Raw genomic sequence first — 25,285 nt, forward strand, 5'->3', positions numbered from 1 at the left:
CTCCTTTTCTTTAGTGATATTTTTCTGTTAAGGACTGCCAAATCTCATCTGTTGGCATATCCTTATCTGTCCATAGTTTAAAAGCCTCTGCTGCTTGATATAAAAGCATACCGAGTCCGTTAACAGCTACATTCCCTTGGCTTTTAGCCCATTGTAGAAATGGTGTTTCGAAAGGCTGATAAATAATATCTGCCACCAAGACTTGTGGAGGCAAAGTAAGGTTTGTAGGAACTGGTGATGATTTTCCGTCCATTCCTAAACTAGTAGCATTCACCAGTAAGTCAGACTGGTGGATTATTTCTTGTAAGATTTGAACATTTTCTAAATCATATAAGTCAACTTTAAAATCTGTTTCTACCCGTAATTTTTCAAGATATATTCTTGTTTTTTCCATAGAAGACGAGCGAACAAAAACAGAAATTTGATCAGCACCGTCTAAAATTGCCTGAGTTAAAATAGATTTAGCAGCTCCACCAGCTCCCAACAAGGTCATTCTTTTTCCGGAAATTTCAAAAGAAGGCAAGCTCTTAAAGAATCCCTTGCCATCTGTATTATATCCAATTAAAGTTCCTTCTTGATTCACTACTGTATTCACAGCACCAATCAGACGGGCTTCCTCACTCAACTGATCCAAATAAGGAATCACTTGCTCCTTGTAGGGCATGGACAGATTGATTCCAAACATCCGGTAGCGGCGAATATTGGCAACTGTCTCTGCTAGTTCAGTCGCATCCACTTCCCAAGCAAGATAAACACCGTTAGTCTCTGTTGCCTGAAAAGCACTATTATGAATGAAAGGAGAAATAGAATGTTTGATAGGATTTGCAACGACAGCAACTAGACGTGTGTAGCCATCAATCTTCATTCAAAATCTCCCGAATTTTTTTCATATTTGACAGAGAAATCTGTCCTGGAGCACTAGCTACATCTAAGCTTGCAAATGACCAGCTGGAACCCGTAACATCAGAAGTAATACGAGAAACCTTACCTACTTTCCCCATAGAGATAGTCACATATTCTTGTTCAGGATTAAGGGTTTTAAAACCTCTAGTGAAGTTCATCAGGTCTAATACATCTTGTTCGGTATGGGCCATAACTGATACTTTCACTACTTTTGGATTCAGGCTAGTTAGTTCTGATAAAATTTCCATCATATTTTCAGGTGTTTCTTGAAAGTTATGATAACTCAAAACTAAATTTGGGAAATCTAACATCTGATCAAAAACACCCTTTTTCCCAAAATACTCAAAATCCACATATTCAGGTTGATAGAGCTGGGTGACATCCTTAATGACTTGAACATACTCTTGAGCTGACAAGTCAATCTCACCCCCCTCAGCACGAGTACGCAAGGTAAAAAGTAATTCTCGTCCAGCAAATTTCTCGAAAATTGCTGGTGCAACTTGTAAGATTTCATCTTTTGGTAGAAAATCAGCTCGCCACTCGATAATATCTGCATCTACATAACGATTTGCATCAATTGCTTGCGCTTCTTCTAAACTCTTTGGCATAACAGAAACGACTAATTTCATTTAGTTACCTTCATACTAATCACCTTGAGGTAATTACTACTTTCATCTTTTTTGTTAAAAACAAAGTCTGCTGGAAGTCCATATTTATTTAGTACCTGATAGGTTCTTCCTGCAAATCCTTTATCAATTTGTTCTGTAAATTTCTTGCGGGAAACATTGGCAGCATTGGTACTAGCAATGATGATGCCTCCCGGATTTAAAATATCGAGACTTTGGGAAATCAACTTGTGATAATCCTTTACTACTGAGAAGGTTTGTTTTTTATTGCGAGCAAAGCTTGGTGGGTCTAGCACGATCACATCATAGCTCAAACCTTTACGTTTAGCATATTTAAAATACTCAAAGACATCCATGACGATAAAATGATGGTTTTCAAGACTAATGCCATTAGCTTCAAAATGAGCCACTGACAACTCTTTCGACCGTTTGGCTAGGTCAACCGAGGTTGTTTCACTCGCGCCTCCCATGGCTGCAGCAATTGAAAAAGCAGCTGTATAGGAAAACATATTAAGCAAGGATTTCCCCATAGCTAAACCATCAACCAAACTTCCACGAACATCATGTTGGTCTAAGAAAATACCTGTCATCAATCCATCATTCATAAAGACCTGGTAAAGGACTCCATTTTCAAGAACTGTAAAATTCTCCGGTGCTTCTTTCCCATAAATATGATCCGACTCATAGTTTAATCCCTTAAATCGAATCTTCTCATAAGCACCCAAAACTTCTGGAAAAACCTGAGAGGATGCAGCAACTATCTGCTGACGAAGTTGAAAAACATATGAGTTATACCATGAAAAAACAAGGTAATCCCCATAAAGATCCAATGTCAAACCACCGAAGCCATCACCTTCTTGGTTAAATAAACGAAAAGCAGTCGTCAAATCATCCTGATAATAAGATGCACGTTTATCTTTGGCTTTTTTAAAGAGTGTTTCAAAAAAAGATTGATCAAAGGAAATATTTTGATCGGTTACAAACCAACCAATTCCTTTATTTTGGGGTGATAGATAAGCCTTTCCTAAAAATTGCTTTCCTTGGTTATATAGCTCAACTTCTATATCCGTTTCAGATAGTTCTGGAAAATCTTCTTTCTCCAAAACAACCTGCCCCTTTTGTATTTTTTTTTCAACACTTCGGCTGACCAACAATTTTTTCATAGATACTATTATACCAAATTTTGTGACAATTCACAAAATAGAAAATGATTTCTCCATTGATGTCATAGGAACTATACAAGCTTTTTGTTTCTGCTTGATTGATTTCTAAATAAGAAGGGTCATTTGTGTAGAGAAATTTCATTCTATTACCGTAAAAATAGACATTCACATCCTGAGGTCTATTTTTTGTAGCGCAAACGTTTGCTCATTTGCTTGCTTTGTGGTAAAATGATTCTCAAATTGTTAAGTATGAGGACTATCTATGAAAAATCAAACCCTAATGCAATATTTTGAGTGGTACCTTCCCCACGATGGACAACACTGGACGCGACTTACAGATGATGCTGAGCACCTTGCAAATCTAGGAATTAGCCACGTCTGGATGCCACCTGCCTTTAAAGCTACCAACGAAAAAGATGTCGGTTATGGTGTCTATGATCTTTTTGACCTCGGTGAATTTGACCAAAAAGGAACTGTGCGTACCAAGTACGGTTTCAAAGAAGACTATCTTCAAGCTATTCAAACACTTAAATCTCACGGGATTCAACCTATGGCTGACGTCGTCTTAAACCACAAGGCAGCTGCAGACCGTTTGGAATCTTTCCAGGTTATTGAAGTCGACCCAGAAGATCGCACAATTGAACTCGGAGAACCTTTTACCATCAATGGTTGGACAAACTTTACTTTTGATGGAAGACAAAACACCTACAATGATTTCCACTGGCACTGGTACCATTTTACTGGAACTGACTATGATGCCAAAAGACGGAAGTCTGGTATTTACCTTATCCAGGGAGATAATAAGGGATGGGCCCACGAGGAATTAGTCGATAATGAAAATGGTAACTATGACTATCTCATGTATGCGGACCTAGATTTCAAGCATCCAGAAGTCATACAAAATATCTACGATTGGGCTGATTGGTTCATGGAAACGACTGGTGTAACAGGCTTCCGCTTAGATGCAGTCAAGCATATCGACTCTTTCTTTATGCGTAATTTCATTCGTGACATCAAAGAGAAATATGGAAAAGACTTCTATGTCTTTGGAGAATTCTGGAATCCAGATAAGGATGCAAACCTTGACTATCTCGAAAAGATTGAAGAGCGCTTTGACCTTGTCGATGTCCGACTCCATATGAATCTCTTTGAAGCAAGTCAAGCTGGGGCAGACTACGATTTGCGTACCATCTTTAATGATAGTCTGGTTCAAGTCAAAGCAGATAAGGCTGTAACCTTTGTCGAAAACCATGATACTCAACGAGGACAAGCTTTAGAATCTACTGTAGAAGAATGGTTTAAACCAGCAGCCTATGCTCTTATTCTTTTGCGAGAGCAGGGTCTCCCTTGTGTCTTTTATGGAGACTACTACGGTATCTCTGGTCAATATGCTCAGCAAGATTTTAAAGAAGTCCTTGACTGTCTCTTAGCTATCCGAAAAGATCTGGCTTATGGAGAACAGACGGACTACTTTGATGACCCTAATTGTATCGGTTGGGTTCGTTCTGGAGCTGACAACCAATCGCCTCTTGCCATTCTTATCTCAAATGCTCAAGAGAATGATAAAACCATGTTTGTAGGCCAAGAATGGGCTGACCAAACCTTTGTTGATTTACTCGGTAATCATTCTTATCAAGTAACTATTAATTCGGATGGATACGGAGATTTCCCAGTAGCTGAACGTTCTCTCAGCGTTTGGGGGACTTGCTAATTAAAAACAAAAAAACTTGCCTGATTGGCAAGTTTTTTTATTATTCATTATTAGTCTTTCCATAGATCCATAGCGTTTTTGAAATCTGATGAGACTTGTACATTTTGAGGATTGCTTGCTTCTCTTTCCAAGCGCTTAGCTTCTACTTGAGCTACACTCTTAATCCCTTCATGACGCCAGTTGCGGAGAATTGCTTGGATGTATTTCCAATTTGGTTTCCCATTCAAAACAGCTTCACGCAAGGCTTCCTTTATCAAGTCTGCACTAGTTCCATCTTCCTTTAAACTTTTCTCTAAATCTTCAATTTCAAAAGGACTCAAAAGACGGCCTAGCTCCTGTTGGAAAGTATCTACCAAGCTCTTTAAATCATTTGGAGCAGATTGCACCTGGTTTGGAGCTTGTTTTTCAAAAAGTTGGTCTAGGCGCTCCAAGGCAAGAGTTGCATCGAAGATTACTTCTATTTCGCCATTAAGTTCAATGGTTCGGTATTGAAGCAACCCTTTCTCAGTCAATCGTGAAATAGCCTGATTGACTTCAGTGACATTTTTGCCGATTTTTTCAGCAATCTGACTTGGAGACAATTCACCTAAAGCCGTTGTATTCTGTAGGTAAAAGAATTGCCAAACCAAGAAATCATCGCTTGACGAGAACAGTTGATTGTAATGTAAGAGCAGGTCACTCGGTAACACTAAGTTTCCTGATTTGAAAGCATCTAAATATGTCATAATTCCTCTTATAAATATCCAAAATGAGACACATCATCTTCCGCACTCTTCCACTCAAACGGTGTTTCTTGGTAAACTGCATAATTTACCCAGTTACTGAAAAAGAGAGCTGCTGAAGAACTCCACATCATACATGGACGAGTAAGGATATCATCATTTTTAAAATAATTTTCCGGTATATGGGGGTTTAAACCAGCATCTAAATCTCTAAAGTATTCTTTAGCAAGAGTATCACGATCATACTCTAAGTGCCCAAAGCTATATACTTCTCTCAAATCTCGACTCGCAAGGATAGAGATTCCCACCTCTTTTCCTGATGCTAAAATCTCTAGATTTGTTTTATTCAGGATATCTTCTTTGTGGACTTCTGTATGGCGAGAATGAGGGGATACATATAAATCATCAAAACCTCTCAATAGGAGATGACCTTCTTTCAAAACATCTTGAGGATAAATCCCAGAAAGCTTCTGGTCCATCTGGTATTTATCTACGCCATAGCGATAGTATAGACCTGCCTGTGCTCCCCAACAAATATGCAAGGTTGAAAAGACATGAGTCTTAGACCAATCGATAACTTGGGTAAACTCTTGCCAATAGTCAACCTCCTCAAATGGAAGGTGCTCAACTGGAGCTCCTGTGATAATCAAGCCATCAAAATAATCGTCTTTGACTTCCGAGAAGGTCTTATAAAAAGTCTCCATATGCTCTGAGCGAGTTGTTTTTGATTGGTGACTCTCCATATATAAAAAGTCAATATCTAACTGCAGAGGAGTATTAGCCAAATGTCTTAAGAGTTGAGTCTCTGTTACAATTTTTTGCGGCATTAGATTTAAAATAAGAATTTTCAAGGGTCGGATATCCTGATGAGCCGCCCGTTGATCATCCATGACGAAAATGTTTTCTGTTTGTAAAATCTCAACTGCTGGTAATTTTTTTTCAATTCGAATCGGCATAGAAATCTCCTTACAATATCAATACTGGGTACGTGTTAAACTGTTATCACCAATTAGACTTTCTAATTGGCAACTTTCTTTCCCTTTATTATACTGTAAGAAGGTATAGTTTTCAATTATAGTTTTTCTCTAACTAGATATAGCCTTATTTTATATCAAATGACGAGAAAACAGCCCCAAGGACTGTTTTTTATTAATAATGCATCAAAACTTTATAATCGTAATCTCCGATTGCCTCACGACCTTTTAGCTCATCAAGCTCAATCAAAAAGGCACAACCAGCTACGACACCACCTAATTTCTCAATCATTTCGATTGTCGCTTTAACAGTACCACCTGTTGCCAAGAGGTCATCTACAATAAGGACACGTTGACCTGGTTTGATAGCATCTGCGTGCATGGTCAAAGTATCAACACCATATTCTTTTTCGTAGTCAGCTGAAATCACTTCGCGTGGCAATTTCCCTGGTTTACGTACAGGTGCAAAACCAATTCCCAACTCAAAAGCGACTGGACATCCAACGATAAATCCACGTGCTTCTGGTCCTACGATCATATCAATCTTTTTGTCAGTAGCATATTGAACAATTTCGCGAACAGCGTAGCTGTAGGCATTTCCATCTGCCATCAATGGGCTAATATCACGGAAAGTAATTCCTTCTTGTGGATAATTTTCAATACTTGCAATGTAATCTTTTAAGTTCATAGCGTTTCTTTCTTTTAAAGTTTTTACTCCCTATTATACCATAATTCCTAGAAAAGCAAAATAGAAAGAAGCCTTGGAATATCCTTCCAAAGCCCCTCAGCCCTTCATAAAATTCGGAGATTCGCTCGCTCAATGAAATCTTTACTTCTTTTTGCTTTTAGAGCTTTGATTTCGCTCGCGATTTTGTTGGATGCGCCACTCTCGTTCAAAGTAAGACATGGTTTCAAATACTCTCTTTGGTAAGCTAACATCTAGCAAATAGATTGGGATTTTCAAAACGTTAGAATGTTTTGAACTTGTAAATCTACTTCGAAGACGATACCAGAAAAAGTTGGATTTTAAAACTTCCTTGTCATAAAACTGAACCTCAATCATATAAAAATCCCTTGCATTTCTACTACCCTTAATTCTCGTGAGAGCAAACTTTTCTACCTGTCCCCAGGAATAAAACTGCCAGTCTTTCTTTGGATATGGTTTATAGGAAAATCCTTGAGCCGTACATTTCAAATACTCTTTATCAGAAAAAAGCCGTCGCAAATGTTGATACAAAATGAAGCCAACTATGATGATTAAGAAACCAATAAAGAGAATTAAAGCCACCAATCCCGCAGGTGCTTCTTCGGGATAGCTCAGCAAAAACGAAAGGATCCAAAGTAGAAGAGCCAATTCTAGTAGGTAAAGAACAAAGCTCAAAACGATTTTTTTACTACTCCATTTAATAATCGTTTCTTCCATTATACTAGCTCACTTAAATATTCATAGCGTTCATATTTTTCAAGCAAAGCTTCATTCTTCTCATCTAATTCTTTCTGAAGTGTAGCTAGTTTCCCAAAATCGGAGCCATTTGCCTGCATTTCTTCTTCAATAGCCGCGATACGATTTTCCAAGGATTCAATATCGCCTTCAATGCTTGCCCATTCCTGCTTTTCTTGGTAGGTCATGCGTTTCTTCTCTTCACGGACTTTGGCAACTTTTTCCTTGTCAGCCTTTTGACTTTGCGTTACTGCTTCTGCTTCAAAGGCCTTTTCATCCAGATAGTCAGTGTAGTGTCCATAGAAAGGACGAATGGTCCCATTCTCAAAAGCGAGAATCTTGGTTGCTACCTTATCAAGGAAATAGCGGTCGTGACTAACTGTCAAGACTGGTCCTGCAAAACCTTGTAAGAAATTTTCTAGAACTGTTAAGGTCGCAATGTCTAGGTCATTTGTTGGTTCATCCAAGAGAAGCACATTGGGTTTTTCAAGGAGTAATTTGAGGAGGTAAAGACGCTTCTTCTCTCCACCTGACAGCTTCTCAATCAAGGTACCGTGCGTTGAACGAGGGAAGAGAAATTGTTCCAGTAACTCAGCAATTGATGTCGTAGAGCCACTGCTCGTCTTAACTTCTTCTGCCACTTCTTGCAAGTAATTGATAACTCGCTTGCTTTCATCCAATCCTTCGATTTGTTGCGAGAAATACGCAATGCGTACTGTTTCACCGATGATAACTTGCCCTTCAGTCGCTTCAAGTCTTCCTGCAATAAGGTTAAGAAGGGTTGACTTCCCAACACCATTGTCCCCGACGATTCCGATACGATCTTTGGCTTGTACCAAAAGATTAAAATGTTTCAGAATCGGTTTACCGTCATAGGCAAAGGAAACATCCTTAAACTCGATAACTTTTTTACCGATACGGCTAGTTTCAAAATTCATGCTCAAGTCTGTCTCAAGGCTAGTATCTGAAACTTCCTTTTTCAAATCGTGAAAACGATTGATGCGAGCCTGTTGCTTGGTTGCACGAGCTTGCGGTTGTCGTCTCATCCAGGCCAATTCCTGCTTATAAAGTTGTTCCTTTTTGTGGAGAAGGGCAGCATCACGCTCATCCTGCTCAGCTTTGATGCGAACATAATCTTGATAGTTCCCTTGATACTCTGTTAATCCACCTCTATCTAATTCAAAAATCCGTGTAGAAAGAGCATCTAAGAAATATCTGTCATGGGTGATAAAAAGAACCGTTTTCTTGGAATTTTTCAAGAAAAGGGTCAACCACTCAATGGTCGCAATATCCAGATGGTTGGTTGGCTCATCTAGTAGCAAGAGATCATGGTTACCCAAAAGCACTTGTGCCAATTGAACCCGTCTACGAAGACCACCCGACAAAGCTCCAACAGGAGTTGATAATTCTTGAATGCCTAGTTTACTGAGAACAGTCTTGACCTGACTTTCGATTTCCCATGCTTGGAGAGAATCCATTTCCGCCATGACCCGTTCTAGACGCGACTGCTTGTCCTCACTGTAGCTGAGCATAAGCAGTTCATACTCCCGAATCAACTGGATTTCCTTGAGGTTACTGGATAAAACAGTATCCAAGACAGTCTTGCTATCATCAAATTCCGGATTCTGGGTCAAATAACCAATTTTGTAATCACTCTTTGCTGAAAAAGGGCTAATATCGCCATCAAAACCTGAAACACCTGAAAGCACATCTAGAAGGGTTGTCTTTCCTGTTCCATTGACACCAATGAGTCCTATGCGATCTAAGTCGTGGATGATAAAAGAAATATCCTTAAAAACGGTCTTGTCACCAACTGATTTGCTTAGTTTTTCAACGATAAAATCACTCATTTTCTCTCCCTTAAGTATGCATGAATGGCTTCCACTTCATTATCTAGATTACCATCCACAATAGCGTACTCAATTTCCTCTAAAACATCTCCTAATTCTGGACCTGGATGATAGCCATATTCCTTGATGAGAATGCCACCATTAATTTGCATCTCTTTCTTATCATAAATAGTCAAGCTCTCGTAGGTTTCTGTGATTGCTTGTGGGTTGACTTCTTTTCCTTGAGCCTGACGAAGATTTTCAGCTTGTAGAAGCAAGTCCAAATTAAAACGGTAACAATCACGTTTACCGAGTTCCCCTTCTTCTCGGAGAGCCAAAATAGACAGCAAATCCTGTACCTGCTTGGCAAATTGGCGTGAAGTCTTCCAATGTTTCAAAAATTGTTGAGCATCTTCCACTTCTAAAACCCATAAAAGTGCTGCCCAAGCTTGCTCAGAAGATTCAAAAGTAAAATCTTTTTCTAAATCAAACAAAGACTGGAGTTTCTCCTGACTGCCTACCATATCTGGAAGATAATCATAAGCTTGACTCTCAATCATAGATGATAAACCTACTCGCCAATAGGGAGCCAGTAAAAGTTTATCAAACTCGACAAAGGTGCGCTCCACAGAGATTTTTTCTAAAAGTGGCGTTAAGGTCTTCATCGCTTCAAAGGTTGCTTGCTCAAGTTCAAAACCTAGACTGGCCTGAAAGCGGAAACCACGCATGATGCGTAGCGCGTCTTCATTGAAACGTTCACTGGCAACTCCAACTGCTCGCAAAACTTGATTTTCTAAATCTTTGAGCCCGTCAAATAAATCAACGATTTCCCCTGTCTCATCCAAGGCAAAGGCATTGACTGTAAAATCACGACGCTTGAGGTCTTCTTCCAACGAACGCACAAAAGAAACCGCGCTTGGTCTACGATAATCTACATAGACATCTTCCGTCCGAAAAGTGGTGACTTCGTACTCTTCATCTCCATCTAAAACCAAAACGGTCCCATGCTCAATGCCGATATCAGCTGTGCGTGGAAAAATCTGCTTAGTCTCTTCAGGATAAGATGAAGTCGCGATATCCACATCATGGATGGAGCGATTGAGTAGGGCATCCCTAACAGAGCCACCCACAAAATAAGCCTCAAATCCTGCTTCTTTAATTTTTTCTAATACTGGTAAAGCCTTCTGAAATTCAGAAGGCATTTTTGTTAATTTCATAGTAAGTGTTCTAATCCATAGACAAGCTCATGACGCTTGACAACTTCTTTGATTCCCAAATTCACCCCTGTCATGAAGGAGCTACGATCATAGGAGTCGTGACGTAAAGTCAATCCTTCTCCCTGATTTCCAAAAATAACTTCCTGATGAGCTACCAAACCTGGTAAACGAACCGAATGGATTCGCATACCATCATAGTCAGCACCACGAGCACCAGCAATGAGTTCTTCCTCGTCACTAGCACCTTGTTGAATAGACTCACGAACTTCAGCCATCAACTCAGCTGTTTTGATTGCTGTCCCGCTCGGAGCATCTTTTTTCTTATCATGGTGAAGTTCAATAATCTCCACATTTGGGAAGTATTTAGCTGCCTGTGCTGCAAATTGCATAAGTAAGACTGCACCCAAGGCAAAGTTGGGAGCAATCAAGCCACCCAAGTTTTTGGAACGAGAAAAATCTTTTAATTCTTCGATTTCCTGACTAGTAAAGCCTGTTGTTCCAACTACTGGAGCAAAGCCATTTTCAAGAGCAAAACGTGTATTTTCATAGGCAACAGCTGGTGTTGTAAAATCCACCCAAACATCTGCACTAATACCAATTAGGGTTTCCTTATCATTGTATACAGGAACACCTTGCCAAGAATCTACTTTCTCAGAAGGGTCTATAACTGCAACTAAATCTAAGTCCGGATCTGCTAGCACCATTTGACAAGCAGCTTGCCCCATCTTACCCTTAAATCCTGCAATAATTACACGAATACTCATCTCTATCTCAACTCCTATCTAAGATATCAAGCCTGTATGAATACAAAGTGAAAATAAGAGTTCTAATCAAGGAGTTTCTCCCCTTGGAAGAGCGATTTTTCACAGAGAGTTCCAGGCGTGTTCAAATTCTAAGATACAAAGGGCGATATCTGCCCACATTACGAGACTATACAATTGGAGTGTAGCTCAGAGCGATACTACCTTCACCAAGGTGGGTTCCAATCACACTACCGATGGTCGCTATTTCAATATTACTTGTTACTCCACTTTCAAGTAACTGCTGACGCAATTCCTCTGCTTTTTCAGGAGCATTTCCATGAATGACCGTAATACGGTAGTCTCCATCTTTTGTCAACTCTTTGATAATTTCTACCAAACGTTTGGTTGCCTTCTTTTCCGTACGAACTTTTTCATAAACTTCAATGACACCTTGGTCATTAAAGTAAAGAATAGGCTTGATACTAAGAAGATTTCCTAAAATAGCTGCTCCATTGGATAATCTTCCTCCCTTCACCAGATGGTCAAGATCGTCAACCATGATAAAAGCAGATGTTTTAGTGATTTGTTTATCTAGTTTCTCTAAGATAGTATTAAAATCGTCACCATTTTCTACCCATTGAAAAACACTTTCCACCATAAATCCTAGGGGAGCACTTGTAATGCGAGTATCAGGAAAAGAAATTGTTAAACCTTCAAATTCATCCTTCATATACTGGATATTTTGATGAAAGCCTGAAATACCAGACGACAAGAAGAGTCCTAAAGCATGAGTGTAACCTTGTTCTTTCAAGGAACTTAGAATCTCATCCAATTTGGCAATACTTGGTTGACTGGTTTTAGGTAGTTCAGATGAACGAGCCATTTTTTCATAAAATTCTTGAGCGGTTAGATTTACACCTTCAATATACTCCTGTCCATCGATATTGACAGGAATATCCAAAATAAATAGATTCTCTCTTTGCAAAATCTTCGCTTCTAAATAAGCTGAAGAATCTGTAATGACAGCTAATTTCATGACTAAAACTCCAAATTGATCCCTGGTAAGTCTAGGGCGATTTCCGTTACTTCATAAGTCAAACGATTGAGCATATCCAAAGAAGGACGAGCAAGCATCTCAACTTCTTCCTGACTAAATTCGCTTGGTTGATCCACAATACGATCTTCCACATGGTTAACTTGAGAAATAGTACCACTAATAACAAATTTATCAAAAACAATCATAAAGCTTAAAATAACAATAAGAGAAGTCACTTGATTTTCTTGATCATGTTGAAGTAATTGGAAATTGACATCAACCTTGGTTTCAGGGACACCATTTTCATTTTCCCATTCGAAATTACGAGCATCAAAATGATACTGACTGACAAATTCTTGTTCACGTTTTAAATTCATATTTATCTCCATTGATACAATTTACTTTGACATTGTATCATATTTCCAAATTTTCTGCTGAATTATCTAGATTCCAATCTCATCTTTAACGACCGCAGCTATAGTGTCCACATAGTAATCTACAGCTTCAGTTGTAGGTGCTTCTGCCATCACACGTAAAAGTGGCTCTGTTCCACTTGGACGTACAAGAATACGGCCATTTCCTGCCATTTCTTCTTCCATCTTATAGATAATAGCCTTGATAGCTGGTACTTCCATGGCTTTTTCCTTCATAGCATTCTCTACACGAATATTAACTAGCTTTTGAGGATAGATAGTCACTTCTGATGCCAATTGAGATAAGTTCTTACCAGTTTCCTTCATGATTTTAGTTAATTGAACAGCTGATAATTGACCATCTCCCGTTGTGTTAAAATCCATCAGGATGACGTGACCAGACTGCTCACCTCCAAGGTTATAGCCAGACTTTCTCATTTCTTCAACTACGTAACGATCTCCAACTGCAGTAACAGCTTTGTTAATCCCCTCTTGATCCAAGGCCTTATGGAAACCAAGGTTAGACATGACTGTTGTCACAATTGTGTTTTGGGCCAACTGACCTTTTTCAGAAAGGTACTTCCCGATGATATACATAATTTTATCACCATCGACAATCTCTCCATTTTCATCAACCGCAATGAGACGGTCACTATCCCCATCAAAAGCTAAACCAATAGCTGACTGACTTTCTTTCACGAGCTCTTGCAAAGCCTCAGGATGTGTAGAACCAACATTCAAGTTGATATTAAGACCATCTGGAGTTTCCCCAATAATAGTCAATTGAGCTCCCAAATCTGCAAAAATCTGACGAGCACTAGTTGAAGCTGCACCATTAGCAGTATCCAAGGCCACTTTCATTCCTTCAAGTGGAGTTCCTGTTGAAACTAGATATCCTTCATACTTGCGTAGTCCTTCTGGATAATCCACAACAGAACCTAAACCTTCTGCACTTGGACGTGGAAGAGTATCTTCACTCGCATCCAACAAAGCTTCGATTTCTGCTTCCTTATCATCATCTAACTTAAAGCCATCACCACCAAAGAATTTAATACCGTTATCAAGGGCTGGGTTGTGGCTGGCTGAAATCATAACACCTGCACTAGCTCCTTCAGTTTTAACGAGGTAGGCAACTGCTGGAGTTGCAAGAACACCAAGTTTGTATACATGGATTCCCACTGAGAGGAGACCCGCAATTAAAGCTGATTCAAGCATTTCACCTGAAATACGTGTATCACGCCCTACAAAAACTTTTGGTGCCTCTGTCGCGTGTTGACTGAGGACATAACCTCCAAAGCGACCTAGTTTAAAAGCCAATTCTGGCGTTAGTTCTACATTAGCTTCTCCACGGACACCGTCCGTGCCAAAATATTTACCCATGGTTATTATCCTTTTCTAAGAAATTTTTATTGTTCTTTTTTTGCTGTATCTGTATTTGCATCCGAATTCGTTGTAGACGAATGAGTTGTTGTAGTGGTCGAACTGCTTGTATTTCGAACCGGTTTTGTTACAACTTTTATTGTTGTTTCATACGGAGTAATTACAACAGGGAGAACCGTTCCATTCTTATCTATAGCTTGTAAAGGAACGGAATCTGAATAGTTTCCAGTTAGTCTCACGCTAGTCGGTAACATAGCAACAATTTTATCGATTTTAGACAAGGTATCCGCATCACTTGTTACTGAAACTCGTTCATTTGAAATAATGACACCATCAACGACGATGCTGTCGTCAATTTGACTATAATCAATTTGTGGAATGACTGGGACATTATCCCGTGTGACTTTTTTCCCAATTTTCACAGTTATATTCTGTGGTGTTGCTACTGCAGTTAGTCCACTAGGAAGATTCTCAATAGTTAAAGGAACTTCGACAGTTCCTTCTGTCGCTTGAGTCAAATCGGCTGTTACTTTAAACTTACGAGTGCTTTCTTGCATCTCACTAGCCAGAGCCACTCGATTAGCACCTGTCAAGAAGACCGTTACCTCTGAACTAAAGCCACTGATAAAATACTGGTCACTATCATATTGAATATCAATAGGTACATTTAAAACTGTATTTGTATAAGTTTCTGTTTTCGTTGTTCTAGCATTACTATTATTTTGATAATTGATAGACGTCGCATATACAAATAAAATACATGCAAATAGGAAAGAGGAGATAATATAAAGACTATTTCTTTTCATGTTTCCAACCTCCTAGCACACGCTCTATCAAGCTTGCTTCTTTTGTAGCTACTGGAACAAGAATTCTTCGCAATTCTGCTTCAAACTCTTCAATGGTCAGATTGTGTTTAAAGACACCGTTATGAGTAATAGAAATGCCTCCAGTTTCTTCTGAAACAACAAAGGTTAGGGCATCAGAAACTTCTGATAAACCAATTGCAGCACGGTGACGAGTACCAAATTCCTTTGAAATTCCTGTATTTTCGGTCAAAGGAAGATAGGCCGAGGTTACAGCGATCCGTTCTCCTTTAACAATTACTGCACCATCATGCAAAGGAGTATTAGGAATGAAAATATTGATCAAAAGTTCTGCTGATATTTTTGCATCAAGAGGAATCCCAGTTGAAATATATTCTTGTAAGGTTCTGACACGTTGAACAGCTACCAAGGCTCCTATTTTACGAGGGCTCATATATTCAACTGATTTAACGAAAGCACGGATCATTTGTTCTTCTGAACTAATTGGAGTACTAGAAAAGAATTCTGTTGCACGACCCAATCGCTCCAGACCAGTTCGAATTTCAGGAGAAAAGATAACAACTGCTGCAATAACCCCATAGGTAATCAATTGGTTAATCAACCAAGAAATAGTCGTCAAACCTAAAAAATTAGCTAATATTTGAGCTGAAATAAAGACTAATACCCCACGAACTAGAATCATGATTTTAGTTCCTGCGATTGATTTTGTAAATTGATATAAGATGTATGTAACAATCAGAATATCTATCAGATTGATCACTATACTCCAGGGACTGGAAAATAAACTGGACCAGTATTGGGGATTAGATAATTGTTGGAAATTCATCCAAGGTCTCCTCCGCGTTAAAAAAGCTTCTCTTCATTATATCATTTTCTGTAAAATTTTTCTTCATCCTACATTATTTTACATTGTCGGAAAATATGATAGAATAAGAAAATAGAAAACAAAAAGGAGAAATCATGTCTCAACTCTATGACATTACCATCGTTGGAGGTGGTCCTGTAGGCCTGTTTGCCGCATTCTATGCTCACCTACGCCAAGCCAAAGTCCAAATTATCGACTCTCTTCCACAACTAGGTGGCCAACCTGCTATTCTCTACCCTGAAAAACAAATTCTTGATGTCCCAGGTTTCCCAAATCTCACTGGTGAAGAACTAACTAATCGCCTCTTAGAACAACTAAAAGGTTTTGATACACCAGCACATCTCAATGAAACTGTTCTTGAGATTGAAAAAGAGAATGATGTATTTAAGATAACAACTACTAAAGGTATTCATAGTAGTAAAGCTGTCATTATCGCTATGGGTGGAGGTGCCTTTAAACCGCGTCCACTTGAATTGGATGGTGTTGATAGTTATGAAAATATCCATTACCACGTTTCTAACATTCAACAGTATGCTGGCAAGAAAGTAACCATCCTGGGTGGAGGAGACTCTGCTGTGGACTGGGCCTTAGCTTTTGAAAAGATTGCTCCAACTACACTTGTTCACCGTCGAGACAACTTCCGTGCGCTTGAGCATAGTGTTCAAGCCCTCCAAGAATCATCTGTTAGCATAAAAACACCATTTGTGCCAAGTCAACTTCTTGGAGATGGAAAAACTCTTGACAAGCTTGAAATCACAAAAGTCAAATCCGATGAGACTGAAACTATTGAACTCGATCACCTCTTTGTCAACTATGGCTTTAAATCTTCTGTCGGTAATCTTAAAAATTGGGGATTAGACCTTAACCGCCACAAGATTATCGTTAACAGCAAGCAAGAATCAAGCCAGTCAGGAATTTACGCAATTGGAGACTGCTGCTACTATGAAGGTAAGATTGATTTAATCGCTACTGGTCTAGGGGAAGCACCAACTGCTGTTAACAATGCTATTAACTACATCGACCCAGAACAAAAGGTACAACCAAAACACTCAACAAGCTTATAAGAAAAAAACCACGGATCATACGATTCGTGGTTGTTTTATAATTCGTCAGCTAGTTTGTTTAATTTTCTTAGTTTATGATTGACCCCACTCTTGGTCATTGGATTGCTTAGACTATCTGCTAACTGCTGGATAGAGTAGTCCGGGTGTTGAATACGCAAACGCGCAACTTCCTGCAAATCGGCTGGGATGTTATCCAAGCCTAGCCTATCGATGATTTTACTAATGTTGTTAATAGTCTTCATACTGGCGGATATAGTTCGAGCAATATTTGCTGTCTCTGCATTATTGGCACGATTAAGGTCATTCCGAGTTTCTCGTAAGATTTTGACGCCTTCGAAAGTATCACGCGCTTCCATAGCTCCAATGACTATGAGAAAGTCCATAATATCCTCCGCACGCTGAAGATAGGTCACTGCCCCTTTTTTTCGTTCAATTACCTTGGCATCTAGCAAAAAATGCTGGAGCAGCGAAGCAATCCCTTGAGCATGATCTAAGTAAACAGAACTGATTTCAAGCTGATACTTTCCTGATTCTGGGTCTCGAATACTCCCGTTTGCCAAAAAGGCACCACGGAGATAGGCACGGCCTGCTTCCTCATCAGCTAGTATTTCAGGAGCAATCCCTGTTTCTAGCCCAAAGAAAGAATCAGCTAAATGCAAATCACTCAATATCTCTTGCACTCGCTCATCTGTATAAACAGTATAAACACGATTCTTACGGAGATTATTTCTTTGATGGTGACGAATCTCCGATTTAATTTCATAAAAGTGTAAAAAAGATTCATATAGATGGCGAGCTAATTTAGGATTCTCTGTTATAACCGATAAAGTTAATCCTGAAGAAGACAAACCTATGCTCCCAGACATCTTGATAATGGCTGAAAGTTCATGTCGACTCAAATGGTGTCGACGGAGAATTTCTTCTTTTACTGCAACTGTAAAACTCATTTTCTTACCTGTATAATTCGCATCAATTCATCAACAATCAAGTCACCATCGTGGAAAGCACCACCATTTTCTAAGCGAAGAAAATTAGACGAAATCACACGTGGCACCTGCTTGCATAGACCAGCAAAGTCATGTTCAACCTGCACTAAATATTCATCAAAAAGATTGGTATCCATATAGTCTCTTGGAACTTTTTCAATATTGACCAATACAGTATCAATAAAAGGTCTACCAAGATGTCTCTGCAAGACCTCAACGTGATCACTATCTGTAAAACGTTCTGTTTCTCCACGTTGAGTCATAATATTGCAGACATAGGCAACCTCTGCCTTAGTCTCTAGAAGAGCCTGTCCAATTTCTTCAATAACAATATTTGGTAAGATGGATGTAAAGAGCGATCCCGGTCCTAAAACAATCATATCACTTTCAAGAATCGTATTGACTACCCGTCGACTAGCTTGAGGTTTTTCATCATCAAATGTATTTGACACATAGACATAGTCAATCATTCCAGGATGATCTGCGATATGACTTTCACCAGCTACTTCTGTCCCATCTTTAAAGACAGCATGAAGTGTCAAAGGATGGTCACTAGAGGGATAAATCTTTCCTGTCGTATGGAAAAACTTACTCAGTAATTGCATAGCATTATAGGTTGAACCTTGCATCTCTGATAAGCCTGCAATAATAATGTTCCCCAGTGGATGACCAGCAAAAGCGCCTGCCTCATCAGAAAAGCGATACTGAAATACCTTCTCATAAAACTTAGGCATATCAGACATGGCTACGAGGACATTGCGAAGATCCCCAGGAGGTGTCAATTGTTGGATATTTTTTCTAAGTTCCCCTGAAGAACCTCCATCATCTGCTACTGTTACAACAGCAGCAATCTCAACATCTTTTTCCCGTAAACTTTTTAGGATAACAGGAATACCAGTCCCCCCACCAATCACCGTAATTTTTGGTTTTCTCATGAACGGTTTACCGTTTCCTTTCTTCGATCTTTATCACGATGACTTTCGTTTACAGGCCACTTTTTAGCTAAATCATTGGCTAATCGTTTCGTAAAGGCAACACTTCGGTGTTGACCACCAGTACAACCAATAGCAATTGTCAAAACAGACTTCCCTTCTTTTTTATAACCTGGTAGAATTGGTTCAATCAGGGCTAACAGGTGGCTATAAAAGGATTCCGATTCTTCGTGTTTCATAACATAGTCATAAACAGATTGATCTACACCTGTTTGATTACGGAGTTCCGGTAGATAGTATGGATTTGGTAAAAAGCGAACATCAAATACTAAATCGGCATCAATTGGAATTCCGTACTTAAATCCAAAGGACATAACCTCGATACGAAAAGACTGACTTTGCTCCTGATCTGAAAACTGTTCCGCAATGGTCTTACGAAGTTCACGAGGAGTCAATTCTGTAGTATCAACAACATTCTGGCTCATATTTTTTAGTGGAGCCAATAATTCACGTTCTAACTTAATCCCATCTAAGATACGACCGTCTGCCGCAAGAGGATGACTTCTTCTTGTTTCCTTATAGCGTGCAACCAATTCCTTATCAGCAGCATCTAAAAAGAGAATCTTAAAGTCTAAACCTTCTTGTTTTTCTATCTCATCAAGAACCAACTGAATCTCTGAAAAGAAAGAACGACTTCTCATATCCACAACCAAAGCTAACTTGTGGTCGTCATTTTTTGTCTCTACCAACTGAATAAATTTTGGTAAGAGAGCAGGCGGCATATTATCAATTGTAAAATACCCTAAATCTTCAAAGGATTGAATAGCTACAGTTTTCCCTGCACCACTCATCCCTGTCACAATTACAAGGTGAAGTTGTTTCTTTGTCATCATAATCTCCTTATATCAAAAGAAGCTTGGAAGAACCAAACTTCAAATAGCTTATCTAATCTCTGCGATTACTTCAATTTCAATCTTAACATCGCGGGGCAGACGCGCTACTTCCACAGCTGAGCGAGCTGGAAACTCCTCTTTAAAAGCAGTTTGGTAGACCTCATTAAAAGGGACAAAGTCATTCATATCACTTAAGAAACAGGTTGTTTTTACAACATGGTCAAAATCAGTTCCTGCTTCTGCCAAAATCGCAGCAATATTTTTCAAGACCTGCTCCGTCTGCTCTTGAATAGTCTCCCCTACAATCTCCCCAGTTTCAGGAGAGAGAGGAACTTGACCACTTGCAAATAAAAGATTACCTACAATTTTTCCTTGAACATACGGTCCGATAGCCTTTGGAGCCTTATCTGTATGGATTGTTCTAGCCATTTATTTTCCTCATATTTTCTCTAAAATAGCATCCCAAGCTTTTTCCATTCCTTCCTTACTTACAGAAGAGAATAGGATAAAGTCATCACTAGGATCAAAGTTCAATTTCTTTTTAATGGCTGATTCGTGCTTATTCCACTTGCCACGTGGAATCTTATCAGCTTTGGTAGCCACAATGATAACTGGAATCTCATAATATTTGAGAAACTCGTACATTTGTACATCATCAGCAGAAGGATCGTGTCGGAGGTCTACTAGACTAACTACCGCACGAAGATTTTCTCGAGTAGTCAAGTATTCCTCAATCATGCGACCCCATTTTTCACGTTCTTTTTTGGAAACTCGTGCATAACCATAGCCAGGAACGTCTACAAATCGCATTTTGTCGTCAATATTAAAGAAGTTTAGCAACTGAGTTTTACCAGGTTTCCCTGATGTCCGAGCTAAATTCTTACGGTTCAGCATAGTATTGATAAAACTGGACTTCCCAACATTCGAACGACCCGCTAGTGCAATCTCTGGAAGTTCATCCTGTGGATAGTGTGACTTATTTGCCGCACTCAGTAAAATCTCTGCATTGTATGTATTGATTTCCATAACCACCCCTAGGCTGTTTCGAGGATCGGCTTATCCGTTCCATCGACTGCTTCTTTTGTGATACGTACTGTTTTCACATCTTCTTGACTTGGTACTTCAAACATGATGTCTAACATAGTTTCTTCGATGATAGAGCGAAGACCACGGGCACCCGTCTTACGTTCAATAGCTTTATTAGCAATTTCTTGTAGTGCTTCATCATCAAATTCAAGCTCAACATCATCATAAGAAAGCAAGGTTTGATACTGTTTAACCAAGGCATTCTTAGGCTCTTTCAAGATACGAACCAAATCATCCACTGTCAATTGCTCTAAAGCAGCAAATACCGGCAAGCGTCCAATCAACTCAGGGATAATTCCAAACTTTTGAATATCTTCGGCGATGATTTCTTGCATATAAGAACTCTTTTCGTCAATGGCCTTGTTGTTTTGTCCGAAACCAATGACTTTTTCACCCAAACGCTGTTTGACAATTTCCTCGATCCCATCAAAGGCACCACCTACAATGAAGAGAATATTTTTGGTATCTACTTGGATCATCTCTTGTTGCGGATGCTTGCGTCCACCTTGAGGAGGCACACTTGCTACTGTACCTTCGATAATCTTAAGAAGGGCTTGTTGAACACCTTCACCAGAAACATCACGTGTGATGGAAACATTCTCACCTTTCTTGGCAATCTTATCAATTTCATCAACGTAGATAATTCCACGCTCAGCTCGCTCGATGTTGAAGTCAGCTGCCTGCAAGAGTTTGAGAAGTATATTCTCTACGTCTTCACCTACATAGCCAGCTTCCGTTAAAGCTGTTGCATCAGCGATAGCAAAAGGTACATTCAAGCTTTTAGCTAAGGTTTGAGCTAAGAAAGTCTTTCCTGAACCAGTTGGGCCAATCATCAAAATATTAGACTTTTGTAGGTCAACGTCTTCTGATTCTTCACGATTATCGTGGAAGTTGATTCGTTTATAGTGGTTATAAACCGCAACAGCCAAGGCACGTTTAGCACGATCTTGACCGATGACATAATTATTTAAAATGTTGAGAAGTTCAATTGGTTTTGGAACTTCTGAAAGATCTGTTAAAACTTCCTCCGCCAACTCTTCACGGATAATCTCCTGAGCTAGCTCCACACATTCATTACAGATAAAAGCATTATTACCTGCTATAATTTTTTGTACTTCATCTTGGCTCTTGCCACAAAACGAGCAATAAACCATCATATCATTTTTTCTATTTGTCGGCATGATTTCCTTCCGTCCTAATCATTCATTCTCTCTAAAATAAGGTCATATAAAAAGCATGAATACTATTTACCAAGTTGGTAAAAGCATTTAGCCATAGCAGAACAGCAAGCCCAAATCTCTTTTTACGAAAAGCTTGTCCCCCAGCTATAAGGCAGACAGCACACAAAAGAGCTGTAAAAAAACCAAAAACACTGCGCTCCATTAGACTCCCTTTCTTTCTCTATATTCTATGGTGAAATCATAATCATTCTTATCATCTTTAGCATAGCTCTTGCTAGCAACCGTTTCAAATGCAGTCAAGTCAAAATCCTCTGGGAAATAAGTATCTCCCTCAACTTGAGCATGAATTTGTGTCACGATAATCTCATCTAGATAAGATTCAAAAAGCTGAAAAATCTGCTTGCCACCAATGATATAGAGATTCTTAGCCTGACGATGATACCAGTCTAAAACATCCTCAACATTTTGGAAAACCAAAGCACCCTCAATAGATTCCTGTGTATTTCGTGTTAAAATTAGGGTTTCACGGCCTGGTAATAAACGTCGTCCCATTCCATCAAAAGTTACACGCCCCATTAAAATAGCGTGATTCAATGTTGTCTCTTTGAAATGCTTTAACTCGGCGGGCAAATGCCATGGTAGACGATCTTCTTTTCCGATTACACCCTTTTGGTCTTGGGCCCAAATCGCTACGATTTTCTTTGTCATGCTTTCATCCTTTTCATTGATAGTTCTATTTTATCAAAAATCTCTAAAAAAGACTGTTTTTGAATGCCTTCAGAGAGAGAAAAAAATCCGTAGCAAATAATCTACGGATTTTTTATTTACCTAATGCTTTTTACAAACCAGGTGCTTGTCCTAATTCTGCCGCAAGCATCCAGACTGTTTTTTCAAGGTCAGCCTTAGCACCAACGAAGATATCATTAGTAACATCATCACCTTCTTCATCTGTTACATCCAATGCTTTTTGGAAAAGAGTGATGAAGTAACGATAAATTTCAAGGACACGTTCCAAGCTTTCTTCTACGTTACGGAACTCTCCAACTTCTTCTTCGATTTCACTGTGTTGAAGGAATTCTGTCAAAGTAGAGTATGGTTTGCCACCAAGAGTGATCAAGCGTTCGCTGATTTCATCAAGGTAACCATCAAGGCTATCCATGTATTCATCCATCTTAGGATGCCATACCATAAAACCACGTCCACGCATGTACCAGTGTACTTGATGAAGAGCGATATGCGCTACGTACAAGTCTGCCACGGCTTGATTCAAGACTTCCTTCGTTTTTACTAGCGTTTCAGGAGCTGTCTTAGATAATGTTGTTACATCTTTTAATGCATCTTTTTTCAATTCAACCATTTTTCTCACCTCGTAAAATTATTTTTGTAACCATATTTATTGATTACTACCTCAGTATACTACTCCAAGTAGACAAAAGCAAGGAAATTAACTCATATTAAAAAAGTTGTAATTGACTGATAATTTAAGAAAATGAGTGGCTATTTATCCTAGCTATTTTCTCTGTTTTTACTAGAAAATTGACTTTGATAAAGATCATAATAGAAACCTTTCGCAGCTAAAAGACTTTCATGATTTCCCTGTTCGATTATCTGTCCATCTTTAAGTACCAAAATCTTATCAGCTTCCTGAATTGTCGAAAGACGGTGAGCAATGACAAAGCTTGTTCTTCCCTTCATCAAACGCTTCATAGCTTTTTGAATCAAGAGTTCTAAACGGGTGTCAACTGATGATGTCGCTTCATCAAGGATTAGAATTTTTGGATCTGCTAAGAGGGCACGCGCAATGGTTAAAAGCTGTTTCTGACCAAGAGAAATATTACTTGACTCTTGGTTCATCTCCATGTTATAGCCTCCAGGAAGAGTGCGGATAAAGTGGTCTACATTAGCAGCCTTAGCTGCTTCAACGATTTCCTCATCTGTTGCTTCAAGGTTCCCAAAGCGAAGATTTTCCTTGATGCTACCTTCATAGAGCCAAGCATCCTGTAAGACCATACCAAACTGGCGACGATAGTCCTGACGAGATAAGTCTCTAATATCTTGACCGTCCACTAAAATAGCTCCAGCAGTTACATCATAAAAACGCATGAGAAGGTTAATCAAGGTTGTTTTTCCTGCTCCAGTAGGACCAACAATGGCTACCATCTCTCCAGGTTCAACATCTAAGTTGAAATTACGAATCAACGGTTTGTTTTCTACATATTGGAAATCAACATTCCTAAAGCTAACTTGCCCAGTCAAAGGTGATAGTTCTTTCACTTCAAGATCTTGAACTTCCTCCGTTTCATCCAAAACTTCAAAAATACGATCAAGGGAAGACTTGGCGCTCTGCATTTGCCCTGCTAACTGGGTGATGTTTTGGATAGGCTGGCTAACTTGCCAGACGTATTGGACAAAGGCCTGCATATTACCAATCGTCAAACGCCCCGCAATAACCTGTATACCTCCTAAAACTGCAACAATCAGATAAGTCAAATCTGATACGATATGTAGAGCAGGCATCATCAAACCTGAGATAAAGCTAGCCTTAAAGCCAACCTGTTGCAATTCATAGGTAATATCTGCAAATTCCTGCTGCGTATTTTCTTCACGTCCATAGAGCTTCAAAACATTAAAACCTGTCAAGTTTTCTTGCACAAAACCATTCATGCGTCCCAAGATAGCCGCCTGTTGTTTAAAATAAGGCTGGGAACGATTCATGATGGTCTTAGCTCCAAAATAGGTCACTGGAATTGATAAAATAACGATCATAGCTAACTGAAGATTTAAGTATAATACCATTCCCATTACTAGAAGGATCGTAAATACAGCATTGACAATCTGTAAGAAGGATTGCTGAAGAGCATTGGACACAGTCTCTACATCACTGGTAAAACGTCCCAGTAAATCTCCAAACTGATGCTTATCAAAGTAAGATACAGGAATACGATTGATTTTTTTATTCATTTCTCTACGCAAATCCTGTATCATGGACTGCACAGCATTGGTCATAAAATAATTAGAATAATATGAACCTAATTCGTAGAGGACCCCTCGTAAGAGGTAGATGACCAGAATGATTGCAATATAGCTAGTATTAAGTCCAGCGCCTGCAACTCCTTTAGCCATGTCAAGGAGATTAGAGGTTAATTCTGTAATGGCAAGCCCTAAGACAAAAGGCTCAATAACACTCATAACCGTACTCAGAATCTTAAGAAATACTGCGAGAAAGATAGAGAAACGGTAGGCTTTTAAATAGCTCCATAGACGAGCTAAACTAGATTGTTTTTTCATCCTTTACC

General features: G+C 39.1%; 26 protein-coding genes. 2 read left to right on the top strand and 24 right to left on the bottom strand.

The window, feature by feature from the left end:
* Positions 1-10: 10 nt before the first annotated feature.
* From FN031_RS04550 to FN031_RS04560, 3 genes are read right to left on the bottom strand one after another with little or no spacing between them, the layout of a single operon-like run.
* Entirely contained in the window at positions 11-865 is an 855-nt protein-coding gene (locus FN031_RS04550; protein WP_142557987.1) for a shikimate dehydrogenase, read from the bottom strand.
* On the bottom strand, positions 855-1,532 hold the full coding sequence (gene aroD / locus FN031_RS04555) for a type I 3-dehydroquinate dehydratase (RefSeq protein ID WP_142557989.1): 678 nt from the start codon (positions 1,530-1,532) through the stop codon (positions 855-857). The genes FN031_RS04550 and aroD overlap by 11 nt, the downstream gene beginning before the upstream one ends.
* Positions 1,529-2,692, bottom strand: a complete 1,164-nt coding sequence (locus FN031_RS04560) for a class I SAM-dependent rRNA methyltransferase (protein WP_185928441.1) — start codon at positions 2,690-2,692, stop codon at positions 1,529-1,531. The genes aroD and FN031_RS04560 overlap by 4 nt, the downstream gene beginning before the upstream one ends.
* Before the next feature lie 262 nt (positions 2,693-2,954).
* On the opposite strand from FN031_RS04560, the gene FN031_RS04565 reads away from it, so the two are divergent.
* Entirely contained in the window at positions 2,955-4,403 is a 1,449-nt protein-coding gene (locus FN031_RS04565; protein ID WP_142557993.1) for an alpha-amylase, read from the top strand.
* Positions 4,404-4,453: 50 nt separating this feature from the next.
* Here FN031_RS04565 and FN031_RS04570 read toward each other — a convergent pair whose 3' ends face one another.
* The 12 genes from FN031_RS04570 to cdaA form a co-directional block, all read right to left on the bottom strand.
* Entirely contained in the window at positions 4,454-5,128 is a 675-nt protein-coding gene (locus FN031_RS04570) for a DnaD domain-containing protein (protein ID WP_142557995.1), read from the bottom strand.
* Positions 5,129-5,136: 8 nt separating this feature from the next.
* Complete coding sequence (metA, locus tag FN031_RS04575) at positions 5,137-6,081, bottom strand: homoserine O-acetyltransferase MetA (RefSeq protein ID WP_142557997.1); 945 nt, start codon at positions 6,079-6,081, stop codon at positions 5,137-5,139.
* A gap of 193 nt (positions 6,082-6,274) precedes the next feature.
* Positions 6,275-6,787, bottom strand: coding sequence for an adenine phosphoribosyltransferase (locus tag FN031_RS04580; RefSeq protein ID WP_006154681.1), 513 nt, complete (start codon positions 6,785-6,787; stop codon positions 6,275-6,277).
* Between the two features lie 141 nt (positions 6,788-6,928).
* Positions 6,929-7,522 carry a hypothetical protein gene (locus FN031_RS04585; RefSeq protein ID WP_142557999.1) on the bottom strand — a complete coding sequence of 198 codons (594 nt, stop codon included), beginning with the start codon at positions 7,520-7,522 and terminating at the stop codon, positions 6,929-6,931.
* Positions 7,522-9,390, bottom strand: coding sequence for an ABC-F family ATP-binding cassette domain-containing protein (locus tag FN031_RS04590; protein ID WP_142558001.1), 1,869 nt, complete (start codon positions 9,388-9,390; stop codon positions 7,522-7,524). The genes FN031_RS04585 and FN031_RS04590 overlap by 1 nt, the downstream gene beginning before the upstream one ends.
* Positions 9,387-10,586 carry a CCA tRNA nucleotidyltransferase gene (locus FN031_RS04595; RefSeq protein WP_142558003.1) on the bottom strand — a complete coding sequence of 400 codons (1,200 nt, stop codon included), beginning with the start codon at positions 10,584-10,586 and terminating at the stop codon, positions 9,387-9,389. The genes FN031_RS04590 and FN031_RS04595 overlap by 4 nt, the downstream gene beginning before the upstream one ends.
* Positions 10,583-11,350 carry a 4-hydroxy-tetrahydrodipicolinate reductase gene (dapB, locus tag FN031_RS04600; protein WP_142558005.1) on the bottom strand — a complete coding sequence of 256 codons (768 nt, stop codon included), beginning with the start codon at positions 11,348-11,350 and terminating at the stop codon, positions 10,583-10,585. Before dapB ends, FN031_RS04595 begins: the two co-directional genes overlap by 4 nt.
* 166 nt (positions 11,351-11,516) lie before the next feature.
* A complete protein-coding gene (locus FN031_RS04605) occupies positions 11,517-12,365 on the bottom strand; it encodes a DegV family protein (protein ID WP_142558007.1) in 849 nt (282 codons plus the stop codon).
* A gap of 2 nt (positions 12,366-12,367) precedes the next feature.
* On the bottom strand, positions 12,368-12,742 hold the full coding sequence (locus FN031_RS04610; RefSeq protein WP_142558010.1) for a DUF1149 family protein: 375 nt from the start codon (positions 12,740-12,742) through the stop codon (positions 12,368-12,370).
* A 66-nt stretch (positions 12,743-12,808) separates the two neighbouring features.
* Positions 12,809-14,158 (bottom strand): phosphoglucosamine mutase, encoded by a 1,350-nt coding sequence (glmM, locus tag FN031_RS04615; protein ID WP_142558012.1) that lies wholly within the window; start codon positions 14,156-14,158, stop codon positions 12,809-12,811.
* A gap of 26 nt (positions 14,159-14,184) precedes the next feature.
* Complete coding sequence (locus FN031_RS04620) at positions 14,185-14,964, bottom strand: CdaR family protein (protein ID WP_142558014.1); 780 nt, start codon at positions 14,962-14,964, stop codon at positions 14,185-14,187.
* Positions 14,951-15,808 carry a diadenylate cyclase CdaA gene (gene cdaA / locus FN031_RS04625; RefSeq protein WP_142558016.1) on the bottom strand — a complete coding sequence of 286 codons (858 nt, stop codon included), beginning with the start codon at positions 15,806-15,808 and terminating at the stop codon, positions 14,951-14,953. The genes FN031_RS04620 and cdaA overlap by 14 nt, the downstream gene beginning before the upstream one ends.
* A 134-nt stretch (positions 15,809-15,942) precedes the next feature.
* On the opposite strand from cdaA, the gene FN031_RS04630 reads away from it, so the two are divergent.
* Positions 15,943-16,911, top strand: coding sequence for an NAD(P)/FAD-dependent oxidoreductase (locus FN031_RS04630; protein ID WP_142558018.1), 969 nt, complete (start codon positions 15,943-15,945; stop codon positions 16,909-16,911).
* Positions 16,912-16,946: 35 nt separating this feature from the next.
* Here FN031_RS04630 and whiA read toward each other — a convergent pair whose 3' ends face one another.
* The 9 genes from whiA to FN031_RS04680 form a co-directional block, all read right to left on the bottom strand.
* Positions 16,947-17,858 carry a DNA-binding protein WhiA gene (whiA, locus tag FN031_RS04635; protein WP_142558020.1) on the bottom strand — a complete coding sequence of 304 codons (912 nt, stop codon included), beginning with the start codon at positions 17,856-17,858 and terminating at the stop codon, positions 16,947-16,949.
* Positions 17,855-18,832 (bottom strand): YvcK family protein, encoded by a 978-nt coding sequence (locus FN031_RS04640; protein WP_142558022.1) that lies wholly within the window; start codon positions 18,830-18,832, stop codon positions 17,855-17,857. The genes whiA and FN031_RS04640 overlap by 4 nt, the downstream gene beginning before the upstream one ends.
* Entirely contained in the window at positions 18,829-19,719 is an 891-nt protein-coding gene (rapZ, locus tag FN031_RS04645; protein WP_142558024.1) for an RNase adapter RapZ, read from the bottom strand. The genes FN031_RS04640 and rapZ overlap by 4 nt, the downstream gene beginning before the upstream one ends.
* 51 nt (positions 19,720-19,770) lie before the next feature.
* Positions 19,771-20,151, bottom strand: a complete 381-nt coding sequence (locus FN031_RS04650) for a RidA family protein (RefSeq protein WP_142558026.1) — start codon at positions 20,149-20,151, stop codon at positions 19,771-19,773.
* A gap of 9 nt (positions 20,152-20,160) precedes the next feature.
* Positions 20,161-20,748: a ribosome biogenesis GTP-binding protein YihA/YsxC gene (yihA, locus tag FN031_RS04655; protein WP_142558028.1), complete on the bottom strand. Its 588-nt coding sequence runs from the start codon at positions 20,746-20,748 to the stop codon at positions 20,161-20,163.
* An 8-nt stretch (positions 20,749-20,756) separates the two neighbouring features.
* Positions 20,757-21,989, bottom strand: a complete 1,233-nt coding sequence (gene clpX, locus FN031_RS04660) for an ATP-dependent Clp protease ATP-binding subunit ClpX (RefSeq protein ID WP_142558030.1) — start codon at positions 21,987-21,989, stop codon at positions 20,757-20,759.
* Between the two features lie 201 nt (positions 21,990-22,190).
* Entirely contained in the window at positions 22,191-22,697 is a 507-nt protein-coding gene (locus tag FN031_RS04670) for a dihydrofolate reductase (RefSeq protein ID WP_142558034.1), read from the bottom strand.
* 130 nt (positions 22,698-22,827) lie between these two features.
* On the bottom strand, positions 22,828-23,346 hold the full coding sequence (locus tag FN031_RS04675; protein WP_075566652.1) for a Dps family protein: 519 nt from the start codon (positions 23,344-23,346) through the stop codon (positions 22,828-22,830).
* Between the two features lie 149 nt (positions 23,347-23,495).
* A complete protein-coding gene (locus tag FN031_RS04680; protein ID WP_142558036.1) occupies positions 23,496-25,277 on the bottom strand; it encodes an ABC transporter ATP-binding protein in 1,782 nt (593 codons plus the stop codon).
* Between the last annotated feature and the right edge of the window lie 8 nt (positions 25,278-25,285).

The organism is Streptococcus mitis (genome assembly GCF_902159415.1).
Classification (GTDB): Bacteria; Bacillota; Bacilli; order Lactobacillales; family Streptococcaceae; genus Streptococcus; species Streptococcus mitis_BG.